The sequence below is a fragment of the Microbacterium sp. NPDC057944 genome (assembly GCF_042887445.1).
Lineage (GTDB): Bacteria > Actinomycetota > Actinomycetes > Actinomycetales > Microbacteriaceae > Microbacterium > Microbacterium natoriense.
In genome coordinates this window covers 673,781-698,286 of sequence record NZ_JBHVPJ010000002.1, presented here as the reverse complement: position 1 = coordinate 698,286, position 24,506 = coordinate 673,781, and the positions used below count along the sequence as shown (strand labels likewise).

26 protein-coding genes and 1 tRNA gene are annotated in these 24,506 nt (G+C 69.3%); 22 read left to right on the top strand and 5 right to left on the bottom strand.

Annotated elements, in window-relative coordinates:
* The first annotated feature begins 48 nt into the window (after window positions 1-48).
* Window positions 49-708, top strand: a complete 660-nt coding sequence (locus ACFVRO_RS12800; RefSeq protein WP_386952856.1) for a GntR family transcriptional regulator — start codon at window positions 49-51, stop codon at window positions 706-708.
* Window positions 709-712: 4 nt separating this feature from the next.
* Here the strand turns inward: ACFVRO_RS12800 and ACFVRO_RS12795 are convergent, their stop codons facing one another.
* Complete coding sequence (locus ACFVRO_RS12795; protein WP_386952853.1) at window positions 713-1,624, bottom strand: hypothetical protein; 912 nt, start codon at window positions 1,622-1,624, stop codon at window positions 713-715.
* An 88-nt stretch (window positions 1,625-1,712) separates the two neighbouring features.
* Here ACFVRO_RS12795 and ACFVRO_RS12790 point away from each other — a divergent pair, with 88 nt between their 5' ends.
* The 5 genes from ACFVRO_RS12790 (at window position 1,713) to ACFVRO_RS12770 (ending at window position 6,068) form a co-directional block, all read left to right on the top strand.
* Window positions 1,713-2,192 (top strand): hypothetical protein, encoded by a 480-nt coding sequence (locus ACFVRO_RS12790; RefSeq protein WP_386952851.1) that lies wholly within the window; start codon window positions 1,713-1,715, stop codon window positions 2,190-2,192.
* Complete coding sequence (locus tag ACFVRO_RS12785) at window positions 2,189-2,536, top strand: hypothetical protein (protein WP_386952848.1); 348 nt, start codon at window positions 2,189-2,191, stop codon at window positions 2,534-2,536. Before ACFVRO_RS12790 ends, ACFVRO_RS12785 begins: the two co-directional genes overlap by 4 nt.
* 122 nt (window positions 2,537-2,658) lie before the next feature.
* The gene (gene serA, locus ACFVRO_RS12780) at window positions 2,659-4,263 is read left to right on the top strand and encodes a phosphoglycerate dehydrogenase (RefSeq protein WP_341942301.1); all 1,605 of its coding nucleotides are present in this window, start codon (window positions 2,659-2,661) and stop codon (window positions 4,261-4,263) included.
* A 192-nt stretch (window positions 4,264-4,455) separates the two neighbouring features.
* On the top strand, window positions 4,456-4,830 hold the full coding sequence (locus ACFVRO_RS12775; RefSeq protein WP_386952846.1) for a YciI family protein: 375 nt from the start codon (window positions 4,456-4,458) through the stop codon (window positions 4,828-4,830).
* Window positions 4,831-4,994: 164 nt separating this feature from the next.
* On the top strand, window positions 4,995-6,068 hold the full coding sequence (locus ACFVRO_RS12770) for an RNA polymerase sigma factor (protein ID WP_386954469.1): 1,074 nt from the start codon (window positions 4,995-4,997) through the stop codon (window positions 6,066-6,068).
* On the opposite strand, the gene ACFVRO_RS12765 is transcribed toward ACFVRO_RS12770, so the two are convergent.
* A complete protein-coding gene (locus ACFVRO_RS12765; protein WP_105673290.1) occupies window positions 6,065-6,610 on the bottom strand; it encodes a TetR/AcrR family transcriptional regulator in 546 nt (181 codons plus the stop codon). The two genes, ACFVRO_RS12770 and ACFVRO_RS12765, sit on opposite strands and share 4 nt — an antisense overlap.
* A gap of 64 nt (window positions 6,611-6,674) precedes the next feature.
* Between ACFVRO_RS12765 and ACFVRO_RS12760 the strand changes: the two genes are divergently transcribed.
* The 10 genes from ACFVRO_RS12760 (at window position 6,675) to ACFVRO_RS12715 (ending at window position 16,216) form a co-directional block, all read left to right on the top strand.
* On the top strand, window positions 6,675-8,222 hold the full coding sequence (locus ACFVRO_RS12760) for an MFS transporter (RefSeq protein WP_386952843.1): 1,548 nt from the start codon (window positions 6,675-6,677) through the stop codon (window positions 8,220-8,222).
* Window positions 8,223-8,286: 64 nt separating this feature from the next.
* Window positions 8,287-9,330, top strand: a complete 1,044-nt coding sequence (locus ACFVRO_RS12755) for a 3-isopropylmalate dehydrogenase (protein WP_386952841.1) — start codon at window positions 8,287-8,289, stop codon at window positions 9,328-9,330.
* Window positions 9,331-9,391: 61 nt separating this feature from the next.
* Window positions 9,392-10,492, top strand: a complete 1,101-nt coding sequence (locus tag ACFVRO_RS12750; protein WP_386952838.1) for a branched-chain amino acid aminotransferase — start codon at window positions 9,392-9,394, stop codon at window positions 10,490-10,492.
* 119 nt (window positions 10,493-10,611) lie between these two features.
* The gene (locus ACFVRO_RS12745) at window positions 10,612-11,379 is read left to right on the top strand and encodes a fumarylacetoacetate hydrolase family protein (protein WP_386952835.1); all 768 of its coding nucleotides are present in this window, start codon (window positions 10,612-10,614) and stop codon (window positions 11,377-11,379) included.
* A complete protein-coding gene (locus tag ACFVRO_RS12740) occupies window positions 11,376-12,632 on the top strand; it encodes an MFS transporter (protein WP_223586522.1) in 1,257 nt (418 codons plus the stop codon). Before ACFVRO_RS12745 ends, ACFVRO_RS12740 begins: the two co-directional genes overlap by 4 nt.
* Window positions 12,629-13,393, top strand: a complete 765-nt coding sequence (locus ACFVRO_RS12735; protein ID WP_386952832.1) for a class I SAM-dependent methyltransferase — start codon at window positions 12,629-12,631, stop codon at window positions 13,391-13,393. The genes ACFVRO_RS12740 and ACFVRO_RS12735 overlap by 4 nt, the downstream gene beginning before the upstream one ends.
* 53 nt (window positions 13,394-13,446) lie before the next feature.
* A complete protein-coding gene (gltX, locus tag ACFVRO_RS12730; protein WP_386952830.1) occupies window positions 13,447-14,952 on the top strand; it encodes a glutamate--tRNA ligase in 1,506 nt (501 codons plus the stop codon).
* 95 nt (window positions 14,953-15,047) lie between these two features.
* Window positions 15,048-15,119: transfer RNA gene (locus tag ACFVRO_RS12725), tRNA-Gln, on the top strand.
* Between the two features lie 93 nt (window positions 15,120-15,212).
* Window positions 15,213-15,830 (top strand): DUF4304 domain-containing protein, encoded by a 618-nt coding sequence (locus tag ACFVRO_RS12720; RefSeq protein ID WP_386952827.1) that lies wholly within the window; start codon window positions 15,213-15,215, stop codon window positions 15,828-15,830.
* A complete protein-coding gene (locus ACFVRO_RS12715; RefSeq protein ID WP_386952824.1) occupies window positions 15,827-16,216 on the top strand; it encodes a bleomycin resistance protein in 390 nt (129 codons plus the stop codon). The genes ACFVRO_RS12720 and ACFVRO_RS12715 overlap by 4 nt, the downstream gene beginning before the upstream one ends.
* Here the strand turns inward: ACFVRO_RS12715 and ACFVRO_RS12710 are convergent.
* Window positions 16,209-17,306, bottom strand: a complete 1,098-nt coding sequence (locus tag ACFVRO_RS12710) for a serine hydrolase domain-containing protein (RefSeq protein WP_386952821.1) — start codon at window positions 17,304-17,306, stop codon at window positions 16,209-16,211. The two genes, ACFVRO_RS12715 and ACFVRO_RS12710, sit on opposite strands and share 8 nt — an antisense overlap.
* Window positions 17,307-17,431: 125 nt before the next feature.
* Between ACFVRO_RS12710 and ACFVRO_RS12705 the strand changes: the two genes are divergently transcribed.
* Together ACFVRO_RS12705 and ACFVRO_RS12700 are read left to right on the top strand one after the other, a co-directional pair.
* The gene (locus ACFVRO_RS12705; RefSeq protein WP_386952818.1) at window positions 17,432-17,863 is read left to right on the top strand and encodes a 4-oxalocrotonate tautomerase family protein; all 432 of its coding nucleotides are present in this window, start codon (window positions 17,432-17,434) and stop codon (window positions 17,861-17,863) included.
* 3 nt (window positions 17,864-17,866) lie between these two features.
* Window positions 17,867-18,430 (top strand): TetR/AcrR family transcriptional regulator, encoded by a 564-nt coding sequence (locus tag ACFVRO_RS12700; RefSeq protein ID WP_386952815.1) that lies wholly within the window; start codon window positions 17,867-17,869, stop codon window positions 18,428-18,430.
* 3 nt (window positions 18,431-18,433) lie between these two features.
* Here ACFVRO_RS12700 and ACFVRO_RS12695 read toward each other — a convergent pair whose 3' ends face one another.
* Entirely contained in the window at window positions 18,434-19,345 is a 912-nt protein-coding gene (locus ACFVRO_RS12695) for a hypothetical protein (RefSeq protein ID WP_386952813.1), read from the bottom strand.
* Between the two features lie 98 nt (window positions 19,346-19,443).
* Between ACFVRO_RS12695 and ACFVRO_RS12690 the strand changes: the two genes are divergently transcribed.
* Window positions 19,444-20,685, top strand: coding sequence for an MFS transporter (locus ACFVRO_RS12690; protein WP_386954466.1), 1,242 nt, complete (start codon window positions 19,444-19,446; stop codon window positions 20,683-20,685).
* A 6-nt stretch (window positions 20,686-20,691) separates the two neighbouring features.
* Here ACFVRO_RS12690 and ACFVRO_RS12685 read toward each other — a convergent pair whose 3' ends face one another.
* On the bottom strand, window positions 20,692-21,513 hold the full coding sequence (locus tag ACFVRO_RS12685) for an SDR family NAD(P)-dependent oxidoreductase (RefSeq protein ID WP_386952810.1): 822 nt from the start codon (window positions 21,511-21,513) through the stop codon (window positions 20,692-20,694).
* A gap of 107 nt (window positions 21,514-21,620) precedes the next feature.
* Here ACFVRO_RS12685 and ACFVRO_RS12680 point away from each other — a divergent pair, with 107 nt between their 5' ends.
* From ACFVRO_RS12680 to ACFVRO_RS12670, 3 genes are all read left to right on the top strand, one after another.
* A complete protein-coding gene (locus ACFVRO_RS12680) occupies window positions 21,621-22,856 on the top strand; it encodes an MFS transporter (RefSeq protein ID WP_386952807.1) in 1,236 nt (411 codons plus the stop codon).
* Between the two features lie 52 nt (window positions 22,857-22,908).
* The gene (locus ACFVRO_RS12675) at window positions 22,909-23,403 is read left to right on the top strand and encodes a hypothetical protein (protein WP_105673305.1); all 495 of its coding nucleotides are present in this window, start codon (window positions 22,909-22,911) and stop codon (window positions 23,401-23,403) included.
* A gap of 88 nt (window positions 23,404-23,491) precedes the next feature.
* Window positions 23,492-24,451 (top strand): DNA topoisomerase IB, encoded by a 960-nt coding sequence (locus tag ACFVRO_RS12670; protein ID WP_386952804.1) that lies wholly within the window; start codon window positions 23,492-23,494, stop codon window positions 24,449-24,451.
* Window positions 24,452-24,506 lie beyond the last annotated feature (55 nt).

The following is a 24,506-nucleotide window of genomic DNA, read 5'->3' as shown; positions in this document are numbered from 1 at the left end:
TTGTCTGACAAGTGTACCGAGAGGCGAGGGTCTCGATAGCATGGCCGCATGACGACGACGGATGCCGACCTCGGAGTGATCGGCGTAGTGGATGCCGTGACGGCGCGACTGCGCACCCGCATCCTCAGCGGAGACATCCGCTCGGGGGCGCCGCTCACCGAGGCCGCGGTGTCGATGGCCTACGGGGTCGCGCGTCCGAGCGCGAAGGCGGCGATCGAGCAGCTCGTGGCCTCCGGCCTCCTCGCCAGGACCGCGCATCGCAGCGCGCGGGTCGTCGGCATCGACCCGGAGACCGTCCGCGACGTTTACCGCACCAGGGCGAGGTTGGAGAGCGCCGCCCTTCGGGAGCTCGCTCTCTCCCGGACGGTCCCCGCGTCTGCAGTCGCCGCGAACGAGGAGATCGCGGCGATGCCGCCGGGACCGGACGCCGCGACCGTCGACCCCGATCTGCGATTCCACACGGCGTTGATCGACGCGCTGGAGAGTGAGCGCACAGGGCGCATGTACCGCAGCGTGATCGACGAGGTCCGGCTGTGCATGGCGCAGGTGCAGGGGAGGCAGCTGCTGGACGCCTCGGCGATCGCCGAGCAGCACGCGGGGATCCTCGACGCCGTCGCCGGGGGAGACGGCGAGCGGGCCGCCGAGCTGCTCCACGCCCACCTCTCCGCCGCGGAGCAGCGGCTCGTGGAGGCGCTCGGCGCCCGGTGAGCGCTCAGTTCGCGGGCGCGGCGTCCTCGATCTCGATGGGGGCGTCGGCCGGGTCTGCCCAGACCGGGGCCGGCAGCGGCGTGTCGACCTGGCCGGCCTGGATGGACCGCAGCGCCTCGGTGATCGCGTCGGCGTTGTCGGGAACGGCGAGGCCGCAGGTCTTCAGCTCGGAGGCGAACTTCAGGGTGAGGCGGATCTTGCCTGCCTCGATCGCCTGAGCGGTGGTGCCGGTGCGCTTCTCGCTGCCGGTCTGGATGTCGGAGACCTGGTCGCACACGTGGTACACCGAGCCGCCGTCGACCCAGACGACCTCGTCCTTGCCGAGCAGTTGGATGACGGCCGACTGATCGGCCGTGTACTGCTCGACGGACGGCGGGTTGAAGTCGACGCCGATCACGGTCGCCAGGACCGCGAGCGCGATGCCCACGATGCCGGCGGTGGCCTTCTGGCCCTTGTTCATGTCCTTGTTCAGGAAGATGAGGATGATCAGCGGGAGGAAGGCGACGATCGCGATGATCGCGCCGAGCTGGTTCTGCACGAAGAAGCGGACGGTCTCCGACTTGCGCGCGGGGTCGAGGCGGTTCGCCTTCTTCCAGAGGACGGAACCCGTGATCGACAGAGCGGCGATGACGACGAGCATCACGAGGAGGGTGATGAAGGCCCACTGCGGGAACTGCGCGGTCACGCCGGGGTCGGAGAGGAGCCCCGTGTCGGGATCGCGGACGAGGACGCCGTCTTCGCCGACGTAGTCGCGCTGGCGCAGCAGCCAGAAGATCGCGACGGCCTCGCTCGCGATGGCGACGGCCCACAGCACGGCGGCGATCCAGCGGAAGGTGGTCGCCTTGGACTTGGCTTCGGCCGTCGGCTTCCAGTTCGCCGCCGGTTCGACGGACTCGCCGCTCTTGCTCTCTGCCACGATCAACACCCTTTCCCCCTGCGCACCCGCGTGCACAGCCGATTTGCACCCCTGAGCCTAGTGGACGCGGTGTCCTACGCTGGAGGACATGAGCACCGATCCCGATGACGCCCTGACGTGGGAGGGCGACGACGGCACGTCGCCGAAGGAACCGGCCCTGCCCGCGGGCTGGAACGCCGTCGGCAAGGGCAGCGACAGGGTCGTCGAGGAGGGTAGGGAGTCGGATGCCGCGGCATCCGAAGATCCGACCGAGGCTGACGAGGCGCCCGCCGCACTGGGCACCGGGATGCTCCTCACCCTGGGAGTGGTCGGCGGGGTCTACCTGCTCTACACCGTGGGCTGGGTCGTCGGCGGGCTCCGTCTCAAGCCGCTCGCGAACCTGATCGTCGCCGACAGCATGTACGTGCCCTGGTTCGTGCTGGCCGTCGCGGCCCCCGCCCTGTGGTTCCTCGCGACGTGGGTGCTGACGCGCGGCAGGGCCGCGTGGATCCGCGTGCTCGTTCTCCTCCTGGGCGTGGTGCTCCTCGTGCCCTGGCCCTTCGTCACCGTGGGGGTGATCGGATCATGACCGCATCCACGACGACGCCCTCGATCTCGGCGGGTTCTCCGCGGTGGATCGTCTGGCTGGTCATCGGTCTCAGCGGCCTCTTCTACGCCTATGCGGTGTGGAACGCCGTGGCGCACCTGGTGTCCATGGCGCAGAGCGGTCTGACGGCGACGGGGTGGGCGACGCTGCTCTTCGGGGTCGTGTTCCCTGCCCTTGTCTTCGTGTTCGCCCTCGTGATCGGCCGTCGGCGCCGCGTGGGTGAGCTCAGCCTCGTGCTGCTCTCCGGTCTGGGCATCGTGGCGGTGTTCTGGCTGAGCCTGCTCGGCTACAGCATCCTCAACATGTCTCAGCTGGTGGCTGCCTGATCCTGCCGTCACACGGCACGGGGCAGCGATCCTGCTCCGGTACAGTTGACGTGATCGCGCCCCCGATGGTGTGCGGCGCATCGGCCCTCTCCCGCATGTCGCGCTGCCCCGAAGGATCCACTGTGCCGAAGCCTGTTGTGCTCATCGCCGAAGAACTCTCTCCCGCCACGATCGAGGCTCTGGGCCCCGACTTCGACGTCCGCAGCGTCGACGGCACCGACCGTGAGGCTCTTTTCGCCTCGCTCGCGGAGGCGGACGCCGTTCTCATCCGCTCGGCGACCCGCATCGACGAGGAGGCGCTGTCACACGCGCCGCAGCTCAAGGTGGTCGCCCGCGCGGGCGTCGGCCTCGACAACGTCGACATCAAGGCGGCGACGGCCGCTGGCGTGATGGTCGTCAACGCGCCGACGTCGAACATCGTCTCCGCCGCCGAGCTCACGATCGGACACATCCTCAGCCTCGCCCGTCGCATCCCCGCTGCGCACGCCTCGCTCTCCGCCGGGCAGTGGAAGCGCAGCTCCTACACCGGCGCAGAGCTCTTCGAGAAGACGGTCGGCATCATCGGCCTCGGGCGCATCGGGGCTCTCGTCGCCGCGCGTCTCGCGGCCTTCGACATGCGCGTGGTCGCCTACGACCCCTACGTCACGTCGGCGCGCGCCCAGCAGCTGGGCGTGCAGCTCCTGTCGCTCGACGAGCTGATCGCCGAGTCCGACTTCATCACGATCCACATGCCCAAGACGCCCGAGACCACGGGCATGCTCAGCACCGAGCAGTTCCAGGCCATGAAGAAGACCGCCTACGTCGTCAACGTCGCCCGCGGCGGCCTGATCGACGAGGCGGCGCTCATCGAGGCGCTCAACGCCGGTGAGATCGCCGGCGCCGGACTCGACGTCTTCACCTCGGAGCCCCCGGCGGAGGGCAGCTCCGCGCGCGCCCTCACCGCGCTGCCGAACGTCGTCGTCACCCCGCACCTGGGCGCCAGCACCGACGAGGCGCAGGAGAAGGCGGGCGTCTCGGTCGCCCGCTCCGTGCGCCTGGCCCTCGGCGGCGACCTCGTCCCCGACGCCGTGAACGTCGCCGGCGGCGTGATCGATCCCTATGTGCGCCCCGGCATCTCCCTGGTCGAGAAGCTCGGCCAGATCTTCTCGGCGCTCGCGACCTCGCCCCTCACCAGCCTCGACGTCGAGGTGCACGGCGAGCTGAACGACTACGACGTGAGCGTGCTGAAGCTCGCCGCGCTCAAGGGCGTCTTCACCAACATCGTCAGCGAGACCGTGTCGTACGTGAACGCTCCGCTGCTCGCGGATCAGCGCGGCATTGCGGTGCGCCTGCTGAAGGATGACGTCAGTGACGAGTACCGCAACGTCATCACGCTGCGCGGCGCGCTCTCCGACGGCACGCAGCTCTCGGTCTCCGGCACGCTGACCGGCCCGAAGCAGACCGAGAAGCTGGTCGGGATCAACGACCACGCGCTCGAGCTCCCGATCGAGAAGCACCACGTCGTGATGCTCTACACCGACCGACCCGGCATCGTCGCGGTCTACGGACAGAAGTTCGGCGAGGCCGGCATCAACATCGCCGGTATGCAGATCGGCCGCCTCGCGGCGGGCGACCAGGCGCTGAGCGTGCTGACCCTCGACTCGCCGGTGTCCGAGGAGCTGCTCGACGACGTCCGCACGGCGATCGACGCCGACCTGTTCCGTCAGATCGAGCTCACCGAGGTCTGACCCGGGCCCACGAGAGGCGGGGGAGGCGCGATGCCTTCCCCGCCTCTCGCGTATCCGGGGGACGCTCCTTCTTCCCCGGGATGACGATTTCCGGGAGAATCTGCGAGCGGCTGTCGAATTCGCAGGGTGCTCGACGTCGTAACAGTGTTCGACACCCACGGGCACCCGCCCGAATGACGAAGGAGACACCTGATGTCCGCTGAGTACATGATCATCATCAACGAACCCGAGTGGGACCCTGCGGTGCTGCCTGCGGCGCAGATCGAGGCCGACATGGCCGGCCACACGGCTTTCCAGGCCGCTGTGGAGGCAGCAGGGCAGCGCATCACCGCGGGCGACGCGCTCCGCCCGCAGGCGGAGGCCACGCGCATCCGCCCCTCCGCAGACGGTCCGGTCTTCACCGATGGACCGTTCGGCGAGATCCGCGAGGTCGTCACGGGCTTCTACGTGTTCACCGCCGACTCTCCCGAGCAGGCCCGTGAGCTCGCCGCTCTGGTCCCGACCGGAGGGTGGCTCGATCTGATTCCCGTGCTCGATCTGGAGAGCATGCGCTCCGCCGAGGCCTGACGGAGGCGCATCGGATGGTCACCCGCATCGAGGAGGCGTTCCGTACGGATGCCGGCCGCATCCTCGGCGCGGTGACGGCCTACTCCGGAGATCTGCAGCTGGCGGAGGACGTCGTTTAGGAGGCGTTCCTCCGAGCGCTCGCACAGGAGGCCGACGGCGTCCGGATCGACAATCCGGCCGCGTGGATCACGACCGCGGCGCGGCGGCTCGCGGTCGACGCGATCCGCCGCGCCCGCACGGCGAGCAGGGCGCTGCCCGCTCTCGCCGCAGCTGCGCGGGAGGTCGGAGACCCCGTCGACGTCTTCGCCTTCAACGGCGACGAGCGGCTCGAGCTGATCCTCACGGTCTGCCATCCGGAGGTCGCCGAGGAGACGCGTCTCGCACTCGCCCTCCGTTTCGCGTGCGGGGTGCCCACGCGGGACGTGGCGACCATGCTCCTCATCGCGGAGACGACGATGGCCGCACGGCTCACGCGCGCGAAGAAGCATCTGCACGACTCGCCCATCCGGTTCGCTCTGGCGGACGTGCGGCAGGTCTCGGAGAGGATGCCGGATGCACTCTCGGTCATCGCGCTGATGTACACCGTGGGGTATGCGGCGCCGACGCACGAGGATGCGGCGCGTCTGCGCGCGGACGCCATCGCGCTCGCCCGTGACGCCCATCGGGTGGGCGTCGGCGGATCGGAGACCTCTGGCCTCCTCGCCCTGCTGCTGCTCACCGAGGCGCGGAGCGCGTCTCGGGTCGACGCCACGGGGGAGATGGTCGAGCTCGCCACTGCTGATCGCACCCTCTGGGACCGGCGGATGCTCGAGGAGGGGGAGTCTCTGGCGACCTCCGCATTGACGTCGGGGACAGGGCGCTTCGCCCTGCAGGCCGGGATCGCGGGGATCCATGCACTCGCGCCGAGTTGGGAGGAGACCGACTGGGACGGCATCGCTCGGCTCTACGAGGGGCTCGTCGACCTCTGGCCCTCACCGCCTGCCCGGCTGGCGCGGATCGTCGCCCGGGGGTATTCCTCCGCAGTCGGCGCTGCGAACGCCCGTCTCGAGCTCGACGCGGACGACGAGCTCTTCTCGGGTGCGACTGCCGCACAGGCCTTCGCGGTGAGGGCGGAGCTCGACATCCTGTCAGGAGAGCGAGCGTCGGCGCGTGATGACCTCCGCGCGTCGGCGGCGCGGACCGCTGACCCGGTGGTGCGGCGTCACCTGGAGCGGCGCATCGCGTCTCTGGGGGACTAGCGTGACGTGGCGCTCAGCACGAGCGCGATCAGCTCGGCGAGCTCCTCACTGCGCGGCACCAGGCGCTCGGGCCCGTGCACGTCGAGGGAGTTGTTGAAGTAGAGCCCGTCGCTGAGCAGCATGACGAGGTCGAGGCTCGCCCTGTCGCGGACGTGAGGGCGGATCGTGTCCTCCCAGCGGTGACGGGTGTGGCGCAGCATGTCCGCTGCCGCCGCTGATCCGCCCTGGGCCAGGCGGGTGGCGGCGATGAGAGCGCGGTCCAGCGCATCGTCCTCCATGACCGAGGTGCGGACGTAGTAGGCCACCGGACCCTCCTCCGCCGCCGTCATCCGCTCCAGATCCGCCGTCGTGAGTGCGTCGAGCCGCTCGAGGAGCCCCGCCGCGAGCTCTTCCTTCGAGCCGAAGTGGTAGAGCAGTCCGCCCTTCGACACTCCTGCCGCTTTCGCGGTCGCATCGAGGGTCGCCGCCCGCTCTCCGTCGGCGATGAGGATCGACTCGAACGCGTCCAGGACGCGTTCTCGGGCGAGAGGAGGTCGGGGCATATCTGTTACTATACCATCTGGACGGTTCAGTAACAGGGCCGCAGAAGATCCTGAGAGGTGCCTCATGACGCGCACAGCGTCGATCCCCACTGTCGTCGACAACGCCGAGACCGATGCTCCCCGTGTAGGGGCGCGAGGCTGGGCCGCGCTCGTCGTGCTCATGCTGCCAGTGCTGCTGGTGTCGGTGGACAACACCGTGCTGAGCTTCGCGCTGCCCGAGATCTCGATGGCGCTCTCGCCGTCGGGCGCCGAGCAGCTGTGGATCATCGACGTCTACCCGCTCGTCCTCGCCGGACTCCTCGTCACGATGGGGACCATGGGCGACCGCTTCGGCCGCCGCAAGCTCCTGCTCATCGGCGCGACCGGCTTCGCGGCCGTCTCGGCCCTGGCCGCCTTCGTCCCGACGGCGGGCCTGTTGATCGGTGCGCGTGCACTGCTCGGCTTCTTCGGCGCGATGCTGATGCCGTCGACGCTGTCGCTGCTGCGTTCCATCTTCCGCAATCGCGAGCAGCGCCGCATGGCCATCGCCGTCTGGGCGGCCGGTTTCTCGGCGGGCGCCGCACTCGGACCTATCGTCGGAGGCTTCCTCCTCGAGCACTTCGCCTGGGGCTCCGTGTTCCTCGTCGCGGTCCCGGTTCTGATCCCTCTGCTGATCCTCGCGCCGCTGCTGGTGCCGGAGAGCCGTGACCCGAACCCCGGTCGCATCGATCCCGTCAGCATCGTGCTGTCGATGGCCGCGATGATCCCGGTCGTCTACGCGATCAAGACGCTGGCCGTGGACGGCCCCTCGTGGAAGGCAGGCGCCTTCGCGGTGTTCGGCCTCCTCATGGGATACCTGTTCGTGCGTCGGCAGAACCGCGCCGAGATCCCGATGCTCGACATGGGCCTGTTCCGCCGCGGATCCTTCTCCGGTGCGATCATGGTGAACCTCCTGAGCGTCGTCGCCCTCGTCGGCTTCCTCTACTTCGTCTCCCAGCACGTGCAGCTCGTGCTCGGACTCTCTCCGATGGAGGCCGGTTTCGCGCTGGTCCCCGGCATGGCGGCGATGATCATCGCCGGTCTCCTCGTCGTCCCGATCTCGAGACGGGTGCGTCCGCGGGTCCTGATCCCCGCCGCGCTGCTGTTCTCGGTGGCCGGGTACCTGCTGGTGGCGTTCACGACCTCCGGTCACGGCGCCCTGCCGCTCGTCGTCGCCTTCATCGTGCTCGGCATCGGCATCGGCGCGGCCGAGACGATCTCGAACGAGCTGATCCTGTCGAGCGCACCCGCGGAGAAGGCGGGAGCCGCGAGCGCGGTCTCCGAGACCGCCTACGAGCTGGGCGCCGTGCTGGGCACGGCGATCCTCGGCGGCATCATCACCGCGTTCTACCGCGGAGCCCTCGTGCTCCCGCCCGGACTGCCGGAGGATGCGGCCGTCGCCGCCCGCGAGACCCTCGCCGGCGCCTACACCGCGGCCGCGAAACTGCCGGAGCAGCTCGGGGGCGCGCTGTGGGATGCCGCGGCGACGGCCTTCGGGTCGGGCGTCATGGTGACGTCGCTGATCGGTGCTGGCCTCGTCGTCGCGGCGGGTGCCATCGCCGCCGTCACACTGCGCACGACCCCGTCTCACTGACCAGTACGCTGGGGGAACCGGCATCCGTTGCGATGGGTGCCGGTTCCCTCATGCAAGGAGTGTCATGTCGCGTGTCGTGAAGCTGGCCGTCATCCCGGGTGACGGCATCGGACCCGAGGTCATCGCCGAGGCGGAGAAGGTCCTCGACGCCGTGACCGCCGCGAGCGATGTCACGTTCGACAAGACCCGGTTCTCGCTGGGAGCCGCGCGCTTCCTGGAGACCGGCGACACCCTGACGGACGACGACCTGTCGGCGATCGCCGCACACGACGCGATCCTCCTCGGCGCGGTCGGCGGCCAACCAGGAGACCCGCGCCTCAAGGACGCGAACATCGAGCGGGGGCTGCTGCTGCGCCTGCGGTTCACGCTCGACCACTACGTCAACCTGCGTCCGTCGAAGCTCTTCACCGGCGCTCCCGGACCGCTCGCGAACCCCGGCGACATCGACTTCGTCGTCGTGCGGGAGGGCACCGAGGGGCCGTACGTCGGCAACGGGGGCGCGATCCGCACGGGAACTCCGCACGAGGTCGCCAACGAGACCAGCGTGAACACGGCGTTCGGCGTCGAGCGCGTCGTCCGCTACGCCTTCGAGCTCGCCGAGCGCCGTCGCAAGAAGGTCACGCTCGTCCACAAGACCAACGTCCTCGTGCACGCGGGCGCCATCTGGCAGCGGATCGTGAACGAGGTCGCCGCTTCGCACGCGGATGTCGCGGTCGACTATCTGCACGTCGACGCCGCGACGATCTTCCTGGTCACCGACCCGTCGCGGTTCGACGTGATCGTCACCGACAACCTGTTCGGCGACATCCTCACCGACCTCGCGGGCGCGGTCACCGGCGGCATCGGTCTCGCCGCATCGGGCAACATCAACCCCGACGGCGCCTTCCCCTCGATGTTCGAGCCGGTGCACGGCTCCGCGCCCGACATCGCGGGCCAGCAGAAGGCCGACCCGACCGCGGCGATCCTGTCGATCGCGCTCCTGCTCGACCACCTCGGTCTGGCGGAGGAGTCGGCGAGGGTCAGCGCGGCCGTCGAGGCCGATATCGCGGCGCGCACCGGCGCCCGCAGCACGGCGGAGATCGGCTCCGCGATCGCCGCACGCCTCTGAACGACAGGCGTAGGCTGAAGCAGCGCGATGATGCGCCCACCCACGAGGAACGGATGACGACATGACGACGATCGACACCGAGGCGACCGTGGCTCCGCTGGAGTTCGCGGTCACGAAGAACCTGAACGCGGCGATGCCGGCGAGGGTCGCCGAGGTCCTGGAGAACCCCGGCTTCGGCGTGGTGTTCACAGACCACATGGTCGACATCTGCTGGTCGGTGAACGGCGGCTGGCACCGCCCCCGGGTGCAGCCCTACGGCCCGATCCCGCTCGACCCCGCAGCCTCCGTGCTGCACTACGCGCAGGAGATCTTCGAGGGCATCAAGGCCTACCGTCACGCCGACGGGTCGATCCACACGTTCCGCCCCGACCGCAACGCAGCGCGCCTGCAGGCGAGCGCCCGTCGCCTGGCGCTGCCGGAGCTGCCGACCGAGTACTTCATCCAGTCGCTGCGCGAGATCATCGCCGTCGACGGCCGCTGGGTTCCGTCCGGCGCCGATCAGAGCCTGTACCTGCGCCCGTTCATGTTCGCCAAGGAGGCCTTCCTCGGGGTCCGCGCTGCGCAGAAGGTCGCCTACTACGTGATCGCGAGCCCCGCCGGGGCGTACTTCTCCGGTGGCGTGAAGCCGGTGCGCATCTGGCTGTCCGAGGACTACGCGCGTGCGGGCAAGGGCGGCACGGGCAAGGCGAAGACCGGCGGCAACTACGCATCGAGCCTGCTCGCGCAGAGCGAGGCGAGCGCGAAGGGCTGCGACCAGGTCGTGTTCCTGAACGAGAACCGCTACGTCGAGGAGCTCGGCGGCATGAACGTCGTGTTCGTCTTCAAGGACGGCCGCGTGGTCACGCCCGAGTCCGACAGCATCCTGGAGGGCATCACGCGCGACTCGCTGCTGCAGCTCGCGGAGGATCGCGGCTACACCGTGGAGAAGCGGCCGATCTCGATCGACGAATGGCGCCAGGGTGTGGCCTCCGGCGACATCGTCGAGGTCTTCGCCTGCGGCACCGCCGCGGTCGTCACGCCGATCGGCGCGCTGGTCGGAGAGGGGTTCGACGAGCCGCAGCCCCTGGGCGAGCTGGCACTCTCCCTGCGCGAGGAGCTCACCGACATCCAGTACGGCCGCCGCGAGGACCGGCACGGCTGGCTGGTCCGTCTGGACGCCTGACGCCGCTCGCGCCCCGAGCGCGCCGCATCGCCGAGACCCCCGCCTGCCCCACCGGGCCGGTCGGGGTCTCGACGTCGGTCGGGGTCTCGAAGAGGAGCGCGGCTGGCTAGGCTGAACGGGTGAAGATCGCACGATTCAGCCACGACGACGCCATCATGTACGGGATCGTCGACGAGTCCGACCTGGTCGTGCTCGCCGGTGACCCCCTGTTCACGGGATACGAGACGACGGGCGCCCGCGTGCCGCTGGCGGATGCCGCGCTGCTGGCTCCCGTGATCCCGCGCTCGAAGGTGGTGTGCGTCGGCAAGAACTACCACGACCACGCCGCCGAGATGGGGGGAGTGGCGCCGGAGGAGCCGCTGCTGTTCCTGAAGCCGAACACGGCCGTGATCGGTCCGGGCGACTCGATCATCCGGCCCGCGCTGTCGCAGCAGACGGAGTACGAGGGCGAGCTCGCCGTCGTGATCGGCAGGGTCGCGAAGAACGTGAAGGCGGCGGACGCGCTGAACCACGTTCTCGGCTATACGATCGGCAACGACGTCACCGCACGCGACCTCCAGCGCAAGGACGGCCAGTGGTCTCGGGCCAAGGGATTCGATACGTTCTGCCCTCTGGGCCCCGTGATCGAGACCGACTTCGACCCGGCATCCGCCACCATCGAGACCCGCGTGAACGGCGAGGTGCGTCAGCATGCGCCGCTGACCGACATGATCCACTCCGTTCCCGCGATCATCGAGTACGCCTCCGCGGTGTTCACGCTGCTCCCCGGCGACGTGATCCTCACCGGGACTCCGGCCGGAGTCGGCGCCTTCGGGGCGGGCGACACGGTCGAGGTGGAGATCACCGGCCTCGGCATCCTGCGCAACTCCGTCCGCGACGCGCAGTGACCACCCTCACTCCCGAACGACAGGTCGAGGTTCAGCGCCGCACGGTCCTCGTCCTGTCGCTCGGGCAGGTGCTGGGTGGCATCGCGTTCGGCGCCACGGTCTCCCTCGGCGCGCTGCTCGCCGCAGACCTCTCCGGCAACGACGGCCTCTCCGGACTCGCCACCGCGTCGGTGACGCTCGGCCCTGCGCTGTGCTCGATCCCGCTCGCCCGCATGGCGGCACGGTTCGGGCGCCGTCGCGCGCTGACCCTCGGCAACGTGTTCGCGCTGACCGGCATCGCGATCGTCGTGCTCGCCGTCGCACTGCGCATCTTCCCGCTGCTCCTGCTGGGCACCCTGACGATCGGGGCGGGCAACGCGGGCAACCTCCAGTCGCGGTTCGCCGCGACCGACCTCGCGGCGCCGCAGCATCGCGGCCGTGACCTGTCGATCGTCGTGTGGTCCACCACGATCGGAGGAGTGGCTGGACCGCTGCTGCTGGGGCCGGGCGAGGTCGTGGGGCACGCGCTCGGGATGCCGCCGCAGACGGGCTCGTACGCCTTCTCCTTCGTCGCCCAGTGCGCCGCGCTGATCCTGTACCTGGTGGCGCTGCGCCCCGATCCGCTGCTGGCGGCGCAGAAGCTCGCCACTGCGGCCGCCGCGGCGGCTGCAGGGATCGTCAGGAAGGACAGCCCCGTCGTCGCGCGCTACGCGATCTTCGCGGTCGCGGGCTCGCACGTGGTGATGGCGTCGGTGATGGCGATGACGCCCGTGCACCTCTCGCATATGGCGCACGCGATGCACGGCATGGAGACCACGCCCGCCGACGTCTCCGCGCTCGTCGGTGTCACGATCGCTCTCCACGTGGGTGGCATGTACGCCCTGTCGCCTCTCTTCGGCATCCTCGCCGACCGCTGGGGTCGGCTGCGCGTCGTCCTGCTGGGGCAGGCGCTGCTGGCCGGAGCCCTCGGGTTCGCCGTCTTCGCGAACGATCAGGCGTGGGGCGTCATCGTCGCTCTGATCCTGCTCGGCCTCGGATGGAGCGCGGCGACCGTCGCTGGCGCGGCGCTGCTCACGGAGGCGAGCGCCCCCGAGCTGCGCACGCGTCGACAGGGCCGCAGCGACTCGCTCATGAGCCTGTCCGCTGCGGCGGGGGCGGTCCTCGCCGGGGTGATCCTGTCGAACTTCCAGTACGCGGGACTCGGGATCGCGGCATCCGTCATCGTGGTCGCGATCGTCGTGATGTCGCCGTTCGGCCGCTCCGGTTCGCGATGAAGGACTGGGCGGGCGTCGGGGAGGCCTACTCCGCCTCGTATGCGGCGCTCTGCGCCGGCACGCTGCCCGTCATGAGCGCGATGCTCGGACCGGCGGTCGGTCGCGACCTGGTCGATGTGGGTTCCGGTGACGGCACCCTGGCGGCGGCGTGGGCGGAGCAGGGCTGGAGTGTCACGGCCTGCGAGCCGGAGCGGACCATGCGGAACGCGTCGCTGCGTCGGCATCCGCACATCCGGACCGTTGCGGGGCGATTGCCGTCTCTTCCGTTCGATGATGAGGACTTCGACGTCGCCGTCGCGAACTTCGTGCTCAACCACGTCGACTCGCCGCGCTCCGCCGCGGCAGAGCTGCGCAGGGTGAGTCGGGGCGCCGTCATCGCCTCGATCTGGACGCGGTCGCCCTCCTGGCTGTGGGCCGAGGTCACGGAGCGGGCCGGTGTTGTGCCTCTGGCCGGAGGGCGCCTCGCCCCGGAGGAGGAGTTCGAGCGCACGCCAGAGGGCTTCGAAAGGATGCTGCGCGAGGCGGGCCTCGCTGCACTCGATGTGGCAGAGCACACCTGGGTCTGGAAGGCCGATCCCGGTGCGCTGTGGACGTCGGTGGAGGGCGGTGTGGCGGGCGCCGGTGCGGTCTACGCCTCTCTCGGTGCCGCCGACAGGGAGGGCTTCCGCCACGCGTTCGACGCCGTGGTTGCCGAACGCGTCATCGATGACCTGCTGCCACTGGAGCACACCGCGGCGATGGCGGTGAGCGCGGCCCGCTGAGCCCACGGAGCAGACGGGGAGACAGCATCCGCTCCCGGTAGAATCGAGGGGATATGGCTACTCCTCACCCCCTCACCACGACCGCCAGCGGTGCCGACGTCCGCGTCCGCTTCTGCCCCTCTCCGACCGGCCTGCCGCACGTCGGCATGGTGCGCACCGCGCTCTACAACTGGGCGTACGCCCGCCACACCGGCGGCAAGATGGTGTTCCGCATCGAGGACACCGATGCGGCCCGCGACAGCGAGGAGAGCTTCCGTCAGCTCGTCGACGCGCTCACCTGGCTCAAGATCGACTGGGACGAGGGCGTCGAGGTCGGCGGCCCGCACGAGCCGTACCGCCAGTCGCAGCGCCACGACATCTACCGCGGCGTGATCGACAAGCTCGTCGCGAGCGGCGCCCTCTACGAGAGCTACTCCGACGCCGCCGAGATCGATGCGCGCAACGAGGCCAACGGCCGCGCCAAGCAGCTCGGCTACGACAACTTCGACCGCGACCTCACCGAGGAGCAGAAGGAGGCGTTCCGTGCAGAGGGCCGCCAGCCCGCGCTGCGTCTGCGCGTCCCCGATGAAGACCTCACCTACGTCGACCTGATCCGCGGCGAGGTCACCTTCCCGGCCGGCTCTTTCCCCGACTTCGTGGTCGTGCGCCCCAACGGGGTGCCGCTCTACACGTTCGTGAACCCGGTCGACGACGCGCTCATGGGCATCACCCACGTGCTGCGCGGCGAGGACCTCATGCCGTCCACCGCGCGCCAGCTGGCGCTGTACGCGGCTCTCATCGACGCGGGTGTGACGACCTTCGTGCCGCGCTTCGCGCACATGCCGCTCGTGCTGGGGGAGACCGGCAACAAGAAGCTCTCCAAGCGCGACCCGCAGGCCGACCTGTTCCTGCACCGTGACCGCGGCTTCATCCACGAGGGTCTGCTGAACTACCTCGCGCTGCTCGGCTGGTCCATCGGCCCCGACCGCGACGTCTTCTCGCTGGAGGAGTTCACGGCGGCCTTCGACATCGTGAACGTGAACCCGAACCCGGCGCGCTTCGATCAGAAGAAGGCGGAGTCGATCAACGGCGACCACATCCGGATGCTGGATGTGAAGGACTTCGCCGAGCGGACGATCCCGTACCTCGCCGCCGCCGGTCTGTTCGACGAACCGACGCACGAGCAGCTGGTGCTGGCGTTCCGCGCCGCGCCGCTCGTCCAGGAGCGCGTGCAGCTGCTGGGCGAGGTGCCGGGCATGCTCGGCTTCCTCTTCACCGACGAGATCTCCTACGAGGCCGATGCGCTCAAGGGTCTCCCCGCGAACGCCGCCGAGGTGCTCGACGCGTGCGTCGCCGCGCTCGAGCCGGTCGAGGAGTTCACGCCCGAGAAGATCCAGGACGCCCTCGCGACCGCACTCGTCGAGAACCTGGAGCTCAAGCCGCGCGTCGCCTACGGTCCTCCGCGCGTCGCGATCACGGGCCGCCGTGTGTCTCCGCCGCTGTTCGAGTCGATGGAGCTGCTCGGCAAGGACGAGTCGCTGCGTCGCCTTCGCGCGCTGTCGTCCTCGCTCCAGAGCTGACGACGCGCCCGGGCGGTGTGCCGGAGCGGCCGTTTTGGCGTTCGGCCACCGCTCGGGTAAGCTTGAATCTCGGTGCGAGGCTCAGGTTTCGCCCTTGGGGTATGGTGTAATTGGCAACACGGCTGATTCTGGTTCAGTTGTTCTTGGTTCGAGTCCAGGTACCCCAGCACGATGAAAACCCCCGGTCACCCGGGGGTTTCGTCGTTTCTCGGGCGGGGTCTGATCGCTAAGCTGAACCGCAGACGAACCGGGGGTGCTTCATGGATCGCAAGACCATCACGAGCGAGCTGCGCAGGCAGTTCTTCCCGCTGCTCACCGCTGCCGGGTTCGCCCGCACGGGCGACGTGCTCCGACGCGAACTCGACGGTCCCGTCGTGCACGTCGTGGAGGTGCAGCACCGCCCGCGCAGCGCGGTCTTCCAGATCCACCTCGGCGCCCACCTGCCGGCGCTCGGGGGCGTCGCCGGTGGGGATGCCGTTCCGGTCGTGTCGATGCGCGAGTACGACTGCGCGTGGCGCGGGTCGATCGTGTCCGGCTTCCGCAACTCCTCCGACGCCGAGTTCGCGTACGGGCGGACGGATGCCGAGGCCTCCGAGTCCGTCGCCTTCCTGGCGTCGGAGTGGCAGCGACAAGCGGACGCCTTCTTCGGATCGCTGAGCGACTTCCCCGCCGGCTTCCATGAGCAGGCTCGCCGCTCCTCGGACGGGGACCTCCATCCGGCGCAGCTGCGCACCTGGGCGCGCGTCGCGCTCCTGGTGGGGGATCGGGGGCTGGCGCGTCGGATCGTCGACGTGGCTCTCCCGCGCGTTACGGAACGGGCGACAGCGTTGCGCGCGGATCTCGAACGGCTCCTCGTCGAGAACGGGGGTCAGGCATGAATCAGGACCGCGCCGTTCCGAACCTGCCGTCGCGGAACCTTCCGGCGACCAGTCGCTTCTACGGGAGGATGGGCTTCCGCGAGACGTTTCGAGACGACGGCTGGCTGATCCTCGAACGGGGTACGGTCGAGCTCGAGTTCTTCCCGTACCCCGATCTCGACCCGCAGTCGAGCTCGTTCCGCTGCAGCATCCGTGTCGCCGACCTCGACGACCTCTGGGCCGCGGCGACGGGGGCAGGCATCCCCATCGCGCAGACGGGGTTTCCGCGCCTGCACGCACCCCGGCTGGAGAACTCGGGGCTGCGCATCGCCTATCTCGTCGATCTCGACGGCACGCAGCTGGCTCTGATCGAGGACGTCGGGTCGTCGCGCGGCGAGGTCAGCTGAGGTCTGCGAAGAGACCCATCACGTGCGCGCCGATCTCGACCTGCGTCAACACGACGCGGAAGGAACCGTCCGCGTCGATGAAGAAGTCGGTGCCGAGTCCGCCCGACCACCCGTAGCGTCCGCGGCGCGGTCCTTCGGTGTGCACGACGACGCCGAATCCCCACCCCATGCCGTCCCAGAACCCCGGGAAGAAGCTGTCCGGGGTCTTGACCAACGCGGGCACCTGATCGCTGCGCAGTTGCGCGGCCAGGTCGTCGCTCAGGAACGTGTCGTCTCCGATTCGCCCGCTGTTCGCGAGCATTGTCGCGAACGCCGAGTAGTCGGCGGCCGTCGAGACGAGTTCGGCGTGACTGAGATCGAAGGGGGCGGGCGCCACGTAGAAGCCTGCGCCGGCCGGCTCGATCTCGATCAGGCCCTGCTCGTCATCGTGGCGGTAGGCGGCAGGAAGCCGATGGGCCTTCTCGGCCGGGACGGTGAACCCCGTGTCGATCATCCCCAGCGGCTCGAAGACATCGACCGCGAGGTGCTCCTCCAGCGGTCGACCCACGAGGCGCGACAGGAGGATGCCGAGGATGCCGAACGAGTGGTGGTAGCGCCACCCGCGTCCCGGCTCGCACATCAATGGAAGGGTCGCGAGAGCATCGAGCCAGTCCTGCGCACCGAGCTCGACGGCCTCCTGCCCGGCCTCCGTGCGATTCGCGACCATCGCGTCCTGCAGAGGACATGGTGTGGTCGTCATCCCGTACCCGGAGGTGTTGGTGAGCAGATGCCTGACGGTGATCGGACCCTCCGCCGCGACGACGTCATCCAGGGGTGACTCCGGGGTGCGGAGCACGCGCCGATCGCGCAGTTCAGGGAGCCAGTCCTGCACGGCGGCATCCAGGTCGAGACGTCCGTCCTGCACGAGGCGAAGAGCGGCGACGGCGACGACGGGCTTCGTCATCGACTGGATCCGCACGATGGCGTCGGGGGAGAGGTCGCCCGACGAGGTGATCGCGATCGACCCGGAGCGGTCGCCGTCGGCGACGACGATTCCCGGAGCCGTGCCGCGTGCGATGTGGCCATCCAGGGTGTTCTGCAGTTCCGTCATCGGTCCTCGTCTCCGTCGCAGTCAGCGACTCCACACTATGTCGGTACGGTGCCGAGGCGCAGTGCTTGACGTGCTTATGATGCTCGTCATAGTATGACGCGCATCATATTCTTCAGGAGGACGACATGCCGATGATCGATCTGTACGTGACCGAGGGTCTTCTCGCCGAGCCGCAGGTCCTGGCGCGTCGGCTCGCCGAGATCGTCATGGGCGTGGAGCAGGTGCCGGACATTCCGATGTTCCGCAAGAACACCGCGGCGTTCGTGCACGAACTCCCGTCAGGGGCGATCCGCAACGTCGACGGAGATCACGACCACGTCCGCATCCAGGTGCTCGCGAACGCCGGAGCGCTCGATCGGGCCAAGCAGATCGCCGTCGTGGAGCAGTTGACCGAGGCCGTCGCGCAGGCGGCGGGAGATCCGACGCTCGTCGACAGGACGTGGGTCCTGCTCACAGAAGCGGCCGAGGGTGGCTGGGGCCTCTGGGGCCACGCGCACACGAACGACGAACTGGTGGGTGCGGCGCGCGCGGAGATCGCGAAGCTCGGGGGCGCGTGATCCATGGCATCCGACGCGAGAGAGGCGATGATCGACGCCGCGATTCGGCTGCTCGCCGAAGACGGCTACCGCTCCACGTCGTTCAGCGAGGTGCTGGCACGGTCGGGTGCGCCCAGAGGCTCGATCTATTATCACTTCCCCGGCGGCAAGGATGAACTCGTCGCAGCTGCCCTCGACGTTCAGATCGCGCGTACGTTCGACCGACTGGAGGCGCTGTCGGGACGGCCTCCGGAGGAGGTCGTGAGGAGCTTCGTGGACGGATGGAGGCAGGGGCTCCTGCTCACGGACTTCGCGGTCGGGTGCTCCCTACTCGCGGTCGCCACATCCGCCGGTCAGGGCGCCCTGAGGGCGAAGACCGGAGACCTCTTCAGGGAGTGGCGGGCCGTGCTCGCGCGTCTCCTCGTCGACGGCGGGGCCGAAGCGGGAGCGGCGAACGCGTTCGCCGCTCAGCTGCTGGCCTCCACGGAGGGCGCTGTGGCGATGGCGCGTGCGGAGCACTCCATCGACGCGTTCGATCAGGTCGCCGCGCAGTCGATACGCGGCGCAGCGGACATCGCACGCGTCTAGGCGCTATTTGCACTCTCCGAGGAAGCCCAGGTAGCAGACGGCCTTGTGCGTCACGGCCGGCTTGTCGTCGTTGTTCGACACCTGCCTGGTCGAGACCTCCTCGGTGCGGTGGAGGCTGCCCCAGCCGCCGAGCGTCGCCACGATGAAGTCTCCCGTGTCCTCGGCCCTCATGCGATCGATCTCGGCGAGGTAGTCGCTGCAGAGGGAGGTCGCGGTGTCGGTCAGGGTGACGCCCGCGCAGTTGGCGTCGTACTGCGCCGCCATCGCGTTGATGCAGTCGGTCCAGTCTTGGTCGACCCAGCAGGGGTCCACCGTGTCCATCGTGACGTCGTAGCTTCCGGTCTTGTACTCCTCGCTGTGGAACGTCTCGGGCTGCGCCGCCACGTCGGTCTTGACCCAGTGCCGCGCGGTCACGAGCGCGAAGACCACCACGACCACGGCGATCAGGATCAGTGCGAACAGGATCGAGAGCGTGACCCAGAGCCCGACGCGCGACTTCTTCGCAGGGGCTTCCGCGGGCGATGCAGCGTAGCCGGGGTACGGAGACGCCGCGGCGTAGGCGGTCGGCTGCTGCAGATCGTGGACGGCGGTGTCGTGGATCGGGAGAGTCTGCTGAGCGTCGCCGGGGAAGGGTGCAGGGGTCGCCTCGTACGGCAACGTGGCGGCATACTGCGGCTCGGGCGACGGCACGGGCTGCTGCGTCGTCTCGGCGGCGGGCGTCGGCTGCGGAGCCGGCGCGGGCGCGGCAGGAGGGGGCGGGGTCTGCGGGAGCGTGGAGAGCCAGTATCCGTACCAGTTCTGCGCGGATGCCGGATCGGCGACGACGAGCTGGGCGTCGGCGTCCGACAGCTGGATCCCCAGCGCTGCCCGCTGATCGGCGTTCAGGAGTGATGCGCGGAAATCCTCGAAAGACATGGCCATACTCAGGATGATCTCAGACAGGGGACAGCGTGGACAATCCGGCGTGGTCCGAGAATGTCCCCGGCATCCGGAAGAATGCACGGGTGGTCGGAATGAGAAGCTTCTGGAACGCCCTGCCCGTCGAGGGGCGATGGCTGCTGTCCACCGTCGCGATCCAGACGCTCGGACGCGGGCTGACGCTGCCGTTCACGATCATCTATCTGCACGAGGTGCGCGGGTTCGACCTCGGCTTCTCCGGCGCGCTGATGAGTCTCATCGCCATCACCGGTCTCGTGGTGACGGGGCCGGGAGGCACGCTGATCGACCGCATCGGGGCGAAACGCGTCCTGATCGTCGGGCTTCTCGCCATGATCGCCGGGTGCGTGCTGCTCGCCTTCGCCACCCACCCTGCGGTCGCGACGGTCGCGGTCATGCTGATCGGTGTGAACTTCGGCGTCTCGTGGCCCGGATTCAACGCCCTCATCGCAGCCGTCGTCGATGGCGAGGTGCGCCAGCAGTACTTCGGCGTCAACTTCGCCCTCGTCAACCTCGGCATCGGGGTCGGCGGAGTGATCGGCGGGTTCTTCGTGAACGTCGACGACCCGGGCACGTTCACCGCTATCTTCCTCGTCGACGCGCTGTCATGCCTCATCCCGCTCGGTCTGCTGCTGGGCCCGCTGCGCAACGTCCGCACCCACTCGGAGGAGTCCGACGGCGAGGCGAAGTCCGGCGGGTACCGCGAGATCCTGCGGCGTCCGGCTGTGCTCTGGCTCACTCTTCTGACGTTCATCTCCGTGTTCATCGGCTACGGCCAGATGGAGGCGGGGTTCCCGGCCTTCGCGCGGCAGGTCTCCGGCGTCTCCACGCAGGTCGTGGGCTTCGCGTTCGCCGTCAACACGGCGGTGATCGTGCTGCTGCAGTTCGCGGTGCTCAAGCTCATCAACGGCAGGCGACGCACCCGCGTGATGCAGGTGATGGCGCTGATCTGGGCGGCGTCCTGGATCATCCTCGGCGCCACGGGCTTCCTCCCCGGTACCCTCGCGGCGGCGATCGGCGTGATCGCGTACATGGGGGTCTTCGCGTTCGGCGAGACCATGCTGCAGCCGACCGTCCCTGCGATCTACAACGATCTCGCCAGCGACAGGACGCGCGGACGCTACAACGCGATCAACGCGGCGGCGTTCCAGGGCGGCGCGATCACGGGGCCTCTCGTCGCCGGGGTCATGCTCGGGGAGGGGCTGGGCGGCTGGTTCATCGGCGTGATGGTCGCCGGCGCCTTGATCGTCTGCCTCCTCGCGCTCGCGCTCGAGCGGGTCGTTCCGCAGGCGGCGAACGGCGTGACCGTCGACGCGTGACGGAGATCAGCCGATCCAGGGTCGAGTGAAACCGAGGACGCGTTCGCCGTCGGCATCCGCCAGCGAGGTGCTCACGAAGGCGGTCGCACCGGGCGAGGTCTGGGTGCGGAACCGGAAGTCCTGCGCTGTCGCCGCGTCGGCGATCGCGACCGCGGCGCTCTCTGCGGACTGCGCGTTGGCGAACGCGCCCGTGGAGCGCGCGATGTACGCGGCGAGCAGCGGAGTGTACGGGCCCGCCTCCGAAGGCCGTTCCACGTTCGCGACGAACTCGCTCGCGACCGCCGCCGGCTCGATGACCCCGACCTGGACGCCGAACCGCTCGGCGACCACCGCGAGAGACTGCATGAAGCCCTCGACCGCGAACTTCGCACCGCAGTAGGCGTCGGCGAACGGCTGCCCTACGGCGCCCCCGACGCTCGTCACCGTGAGGATCCTCCCTCGTCCGCGCTCGCGCATGCCGGGGAGCACGAGCTTGGTGAGGTTGACCGGCGCCAGGTAGTTGACCTCGAGCTGGGAGCGGATCTGCGACATGGGCAGCAGCTCGGCGGTGCCGACGTTGCCCTGGCCTGCGTTGTTGATGAGTAGGTCGATGCCCCCGTGATCGCGCGTCACCGCGTCGACGAGCTCTGCGGCGGCGGCATGGTCGACGACGTCGAGCGCGCGGATGTCGAGGTCGACACCCGCAGTGGCTGCGGCGGCGCGAAGGCGATCCGATCGACCGGTGTCGCGCAGGGTCGCGACGACCTGCAGCCCTCGTTTCGCGAGTTCGACGGCGGTGAACAGGCCCATGCCTGAGGAGGTTCCGGTGATGAGGGCGACGTCGGTCATCCGCACAAACTAGCACCGCAGCTGATGGCGGCCCAGGGGAGGTTCGATGAACCGTCTGAACGGGGTGCCGTGCTAGCATCATGAAAAACGAACGGCATTAAGTATTCATGGAGATCGACATGACGACGGCGTCATCCACGGACCTCGACGGAGCGCGCCCGCTCCGCGTCGTCTTCGCCTCCCCGCTGCTGCGCGGTGCGACGATCGCGATGTTCCTGTCGGGGCTCGGCATGGCCGCCGTCGCGCCGCAGATCGCGATGTTCCTCGTGAACGAGCTGCACGCATCTCTCACCGTCGCAGGGCTCTACTACCTGACGAACCTCACCGCCCCGATAGCCGGCTACCTCATCGGCCGGCGTTCCGATCGCACCGGAGTGCGTCTCGCCCTCTTCCGCATCTGCGCGACGGCCGGCTTCGTCGGATGGATGCTCATCGCCTTCGCGACCGAGGTCTGGGTGCCGTTCGTCGTCGCCGCGATCGTGCTCGGATTCGCCGGTGCATCCGTGTCGCAGCTCTTCGCGGCGGTCTACGACGAGCTCCAGGCTCGCAAGACCCCGGGGGCGGACGGGGTGGTGTCGCTCATCCGCATGTCGCTGACGGCCGGCTGGGTGGTCGGACCGGTGTTCGGCGCCTTCGTCGCCGCGCAGTTCGGCTACCGCGCCATGCTGATCGTCGCCGCGTGTGCATCGATCGCTCAGGTCATCCCGTTCGGCGTGATGCGCGAGCCTCATCGGCATGATCCGGCCGGAGCATCCGCCCCGTCGACTGCGGCCCCGGGGCTGCGCGCGATGCTGCCCCTCCTCGCCTTCACCGGACTGTATGTGCTCGTGTACGCGGGAGAGCCCATCAAGTACGCGTATCTGCCGATCTACATGAACCAGCAGCTGCATCTGCCTGCGGTCGTCAGCGGGGCGGTGATCGGCATCCAGCCGCTCGTCGAGCTCATCCTCATGCCGGTGGCCGTCGTCGTCGCCCGGCGCGTCGGCATGATGCGGCTCATGGTTCTCGGCGCGCTCTTCGGAGTGCTGGCGAACGTCTGCTTCGCCACCATGCCGAGCGCAGCGGGGATGTTCGCCGGGCAGGTCCTCATGGGCGGGGTCTGGGGAGTGTTCGCCGGACTCGGGGTGATCGTGGCTCAACGCCTCCTCCCGCAGGCGGTTGCGACGGCGTCGGCGGTGTTCATGAGCTCCCCGGCCATCTCGAGCGCGCTCGGCGGTCTCATCGGCGGTCTGGGAGTGTCGGCGGTCGGGCTGCCGCTCGTCTTCTTCGCGCCTGCCCTGTGTGCGCTCGTCGCAGCGCTCGGCCTCGCCCTGATGAGCAGGTCGACGCACGGCATCCACTGATCTCCATCGTTCGGACGATGGGGGAGAGATCGGCCCGGAATAGGCTTCGCGTATGCCTCTCGAATCCCTGTTCCTCCGCCTGGACCGCATCGCGGGCGGGCGTCAGGCCGGCTACGCGATCGACGAGGGGGACCGGACGCATCCTCGGACGCGACGCGCGTTCACCTGGATCATCTGGCTGCTCGTCGTCGAGCTGGTGCTCGGGGTGGGGGCCGTGGTCGTGGCGCTGATCCTCGCGACGCAGGGCGAGCCCGTGCCGTTCTCGGTGTGGATGCGCACGCTGGTCGTGCTCGCGATGACGGCGACCCTGTTCTACTTCGCATGGCGGGCGTCGCTCGGATGGCGCTGGGCGTACCTGCGTCTGAGGCTGTTCGCCCAGATCTTCCCCGTGATCACCCTGGTGCTGGCGGCGATCCCCGGCCTGTACCCGCTGTGGATGGTGACCGAGCAGATCGTGTTCAGTCTGATCATGATCGGCATCGCCGACTTCCTCACGAGTGATCACATGCGCGCGGTCTTCGCCGCACCCGAGAAGCGCGGCGCCTAGCACGACCTCTCGCTGCGCGCCACGCCCTTCACGGCGCCCGGGAAGACGGGGCAAGGTCGGCGGAGGAGCTCGGGCGGAGGGAGTGCGCATGGTCACGCTGGTGCGGGTCGTGCCCGGAGAGGACCCCGGGTTCTGCAGAGTGCGTGCGGGGCGCGGGTTCCGCTATCTCGACGCGCAGGGCGAAACGGCGGGGGATGAGGATCGCACGCGCATCCGCGAGCTCGTGATCCCGCCGGCTTGGACGGATGTCTGGATCGCTGTTGATCCGCATGCCCACATCCAGGCGGTGGGCGTCGACGATGCGGGGCGGCGACAGTATCTCTACCACCCGCTGTGGCGCACTCGCCGTGATCGTCGCAAGTTCTCCCGAGCGCTGATGCTGGCCGAGGCGCTGCCGCTCGCGAGACGGCGCGCCACCGGGGCTCTGCGGGCCGAGGGTCTCACGCGCGAGCGAGCGCTTGCCGTCGCGTTCCGCCTGCTCGACGACGCGGCGCTGCGCATCGGGTCGGAGCGCTATCTGAGAACGCACGGAAGCCGAGGGCTCAGCACCCTGCAGCGGCGGGACGTGCGGGTGGACGGCGCGAGGGTGTCTCTCCGCTTCCCCGCGAAGAGCGGTCGGATCGCGGCGATCGAGGTCGACGACGCCGACCTCGCGGACGCGATCGCGGAGTTCTCCGCCGGATCGCCTCGCTCGGCGCTGCTCGCCTATCGCAAGGGGCGTCGCCGCGTCAGGATCACGTCAGGCGAGATCAACAGCTACCTGAGGGAGATCGCCGGCGCCGCGTACTCGGCGAAGGACTTCCGCACGCTCCACGGCACGATCCTCGCCGCCGACGCCCTGGCGAGGATCGGTGTGCTCGACGCGCGTCAGGAGCGACGACGGGCCGAGAGGCTCGCCGTGCAGGCGACGGCCGCAGCGCTCGGGAACACCGTCGCGGTGGCGCGGGGGAGTTACATCGACCCACGGGTGTTCCGAGAGTACGCGCGCGGCAGGACGCTCGACCTGTCGGTGGCACCCGAGACGGCGATACGCCGGCTCCTCGGCTGATGCGCGTCGGGCCGGTCGCCGCACGAAACGCGACGACCGGCCCGACGGAGCGGAT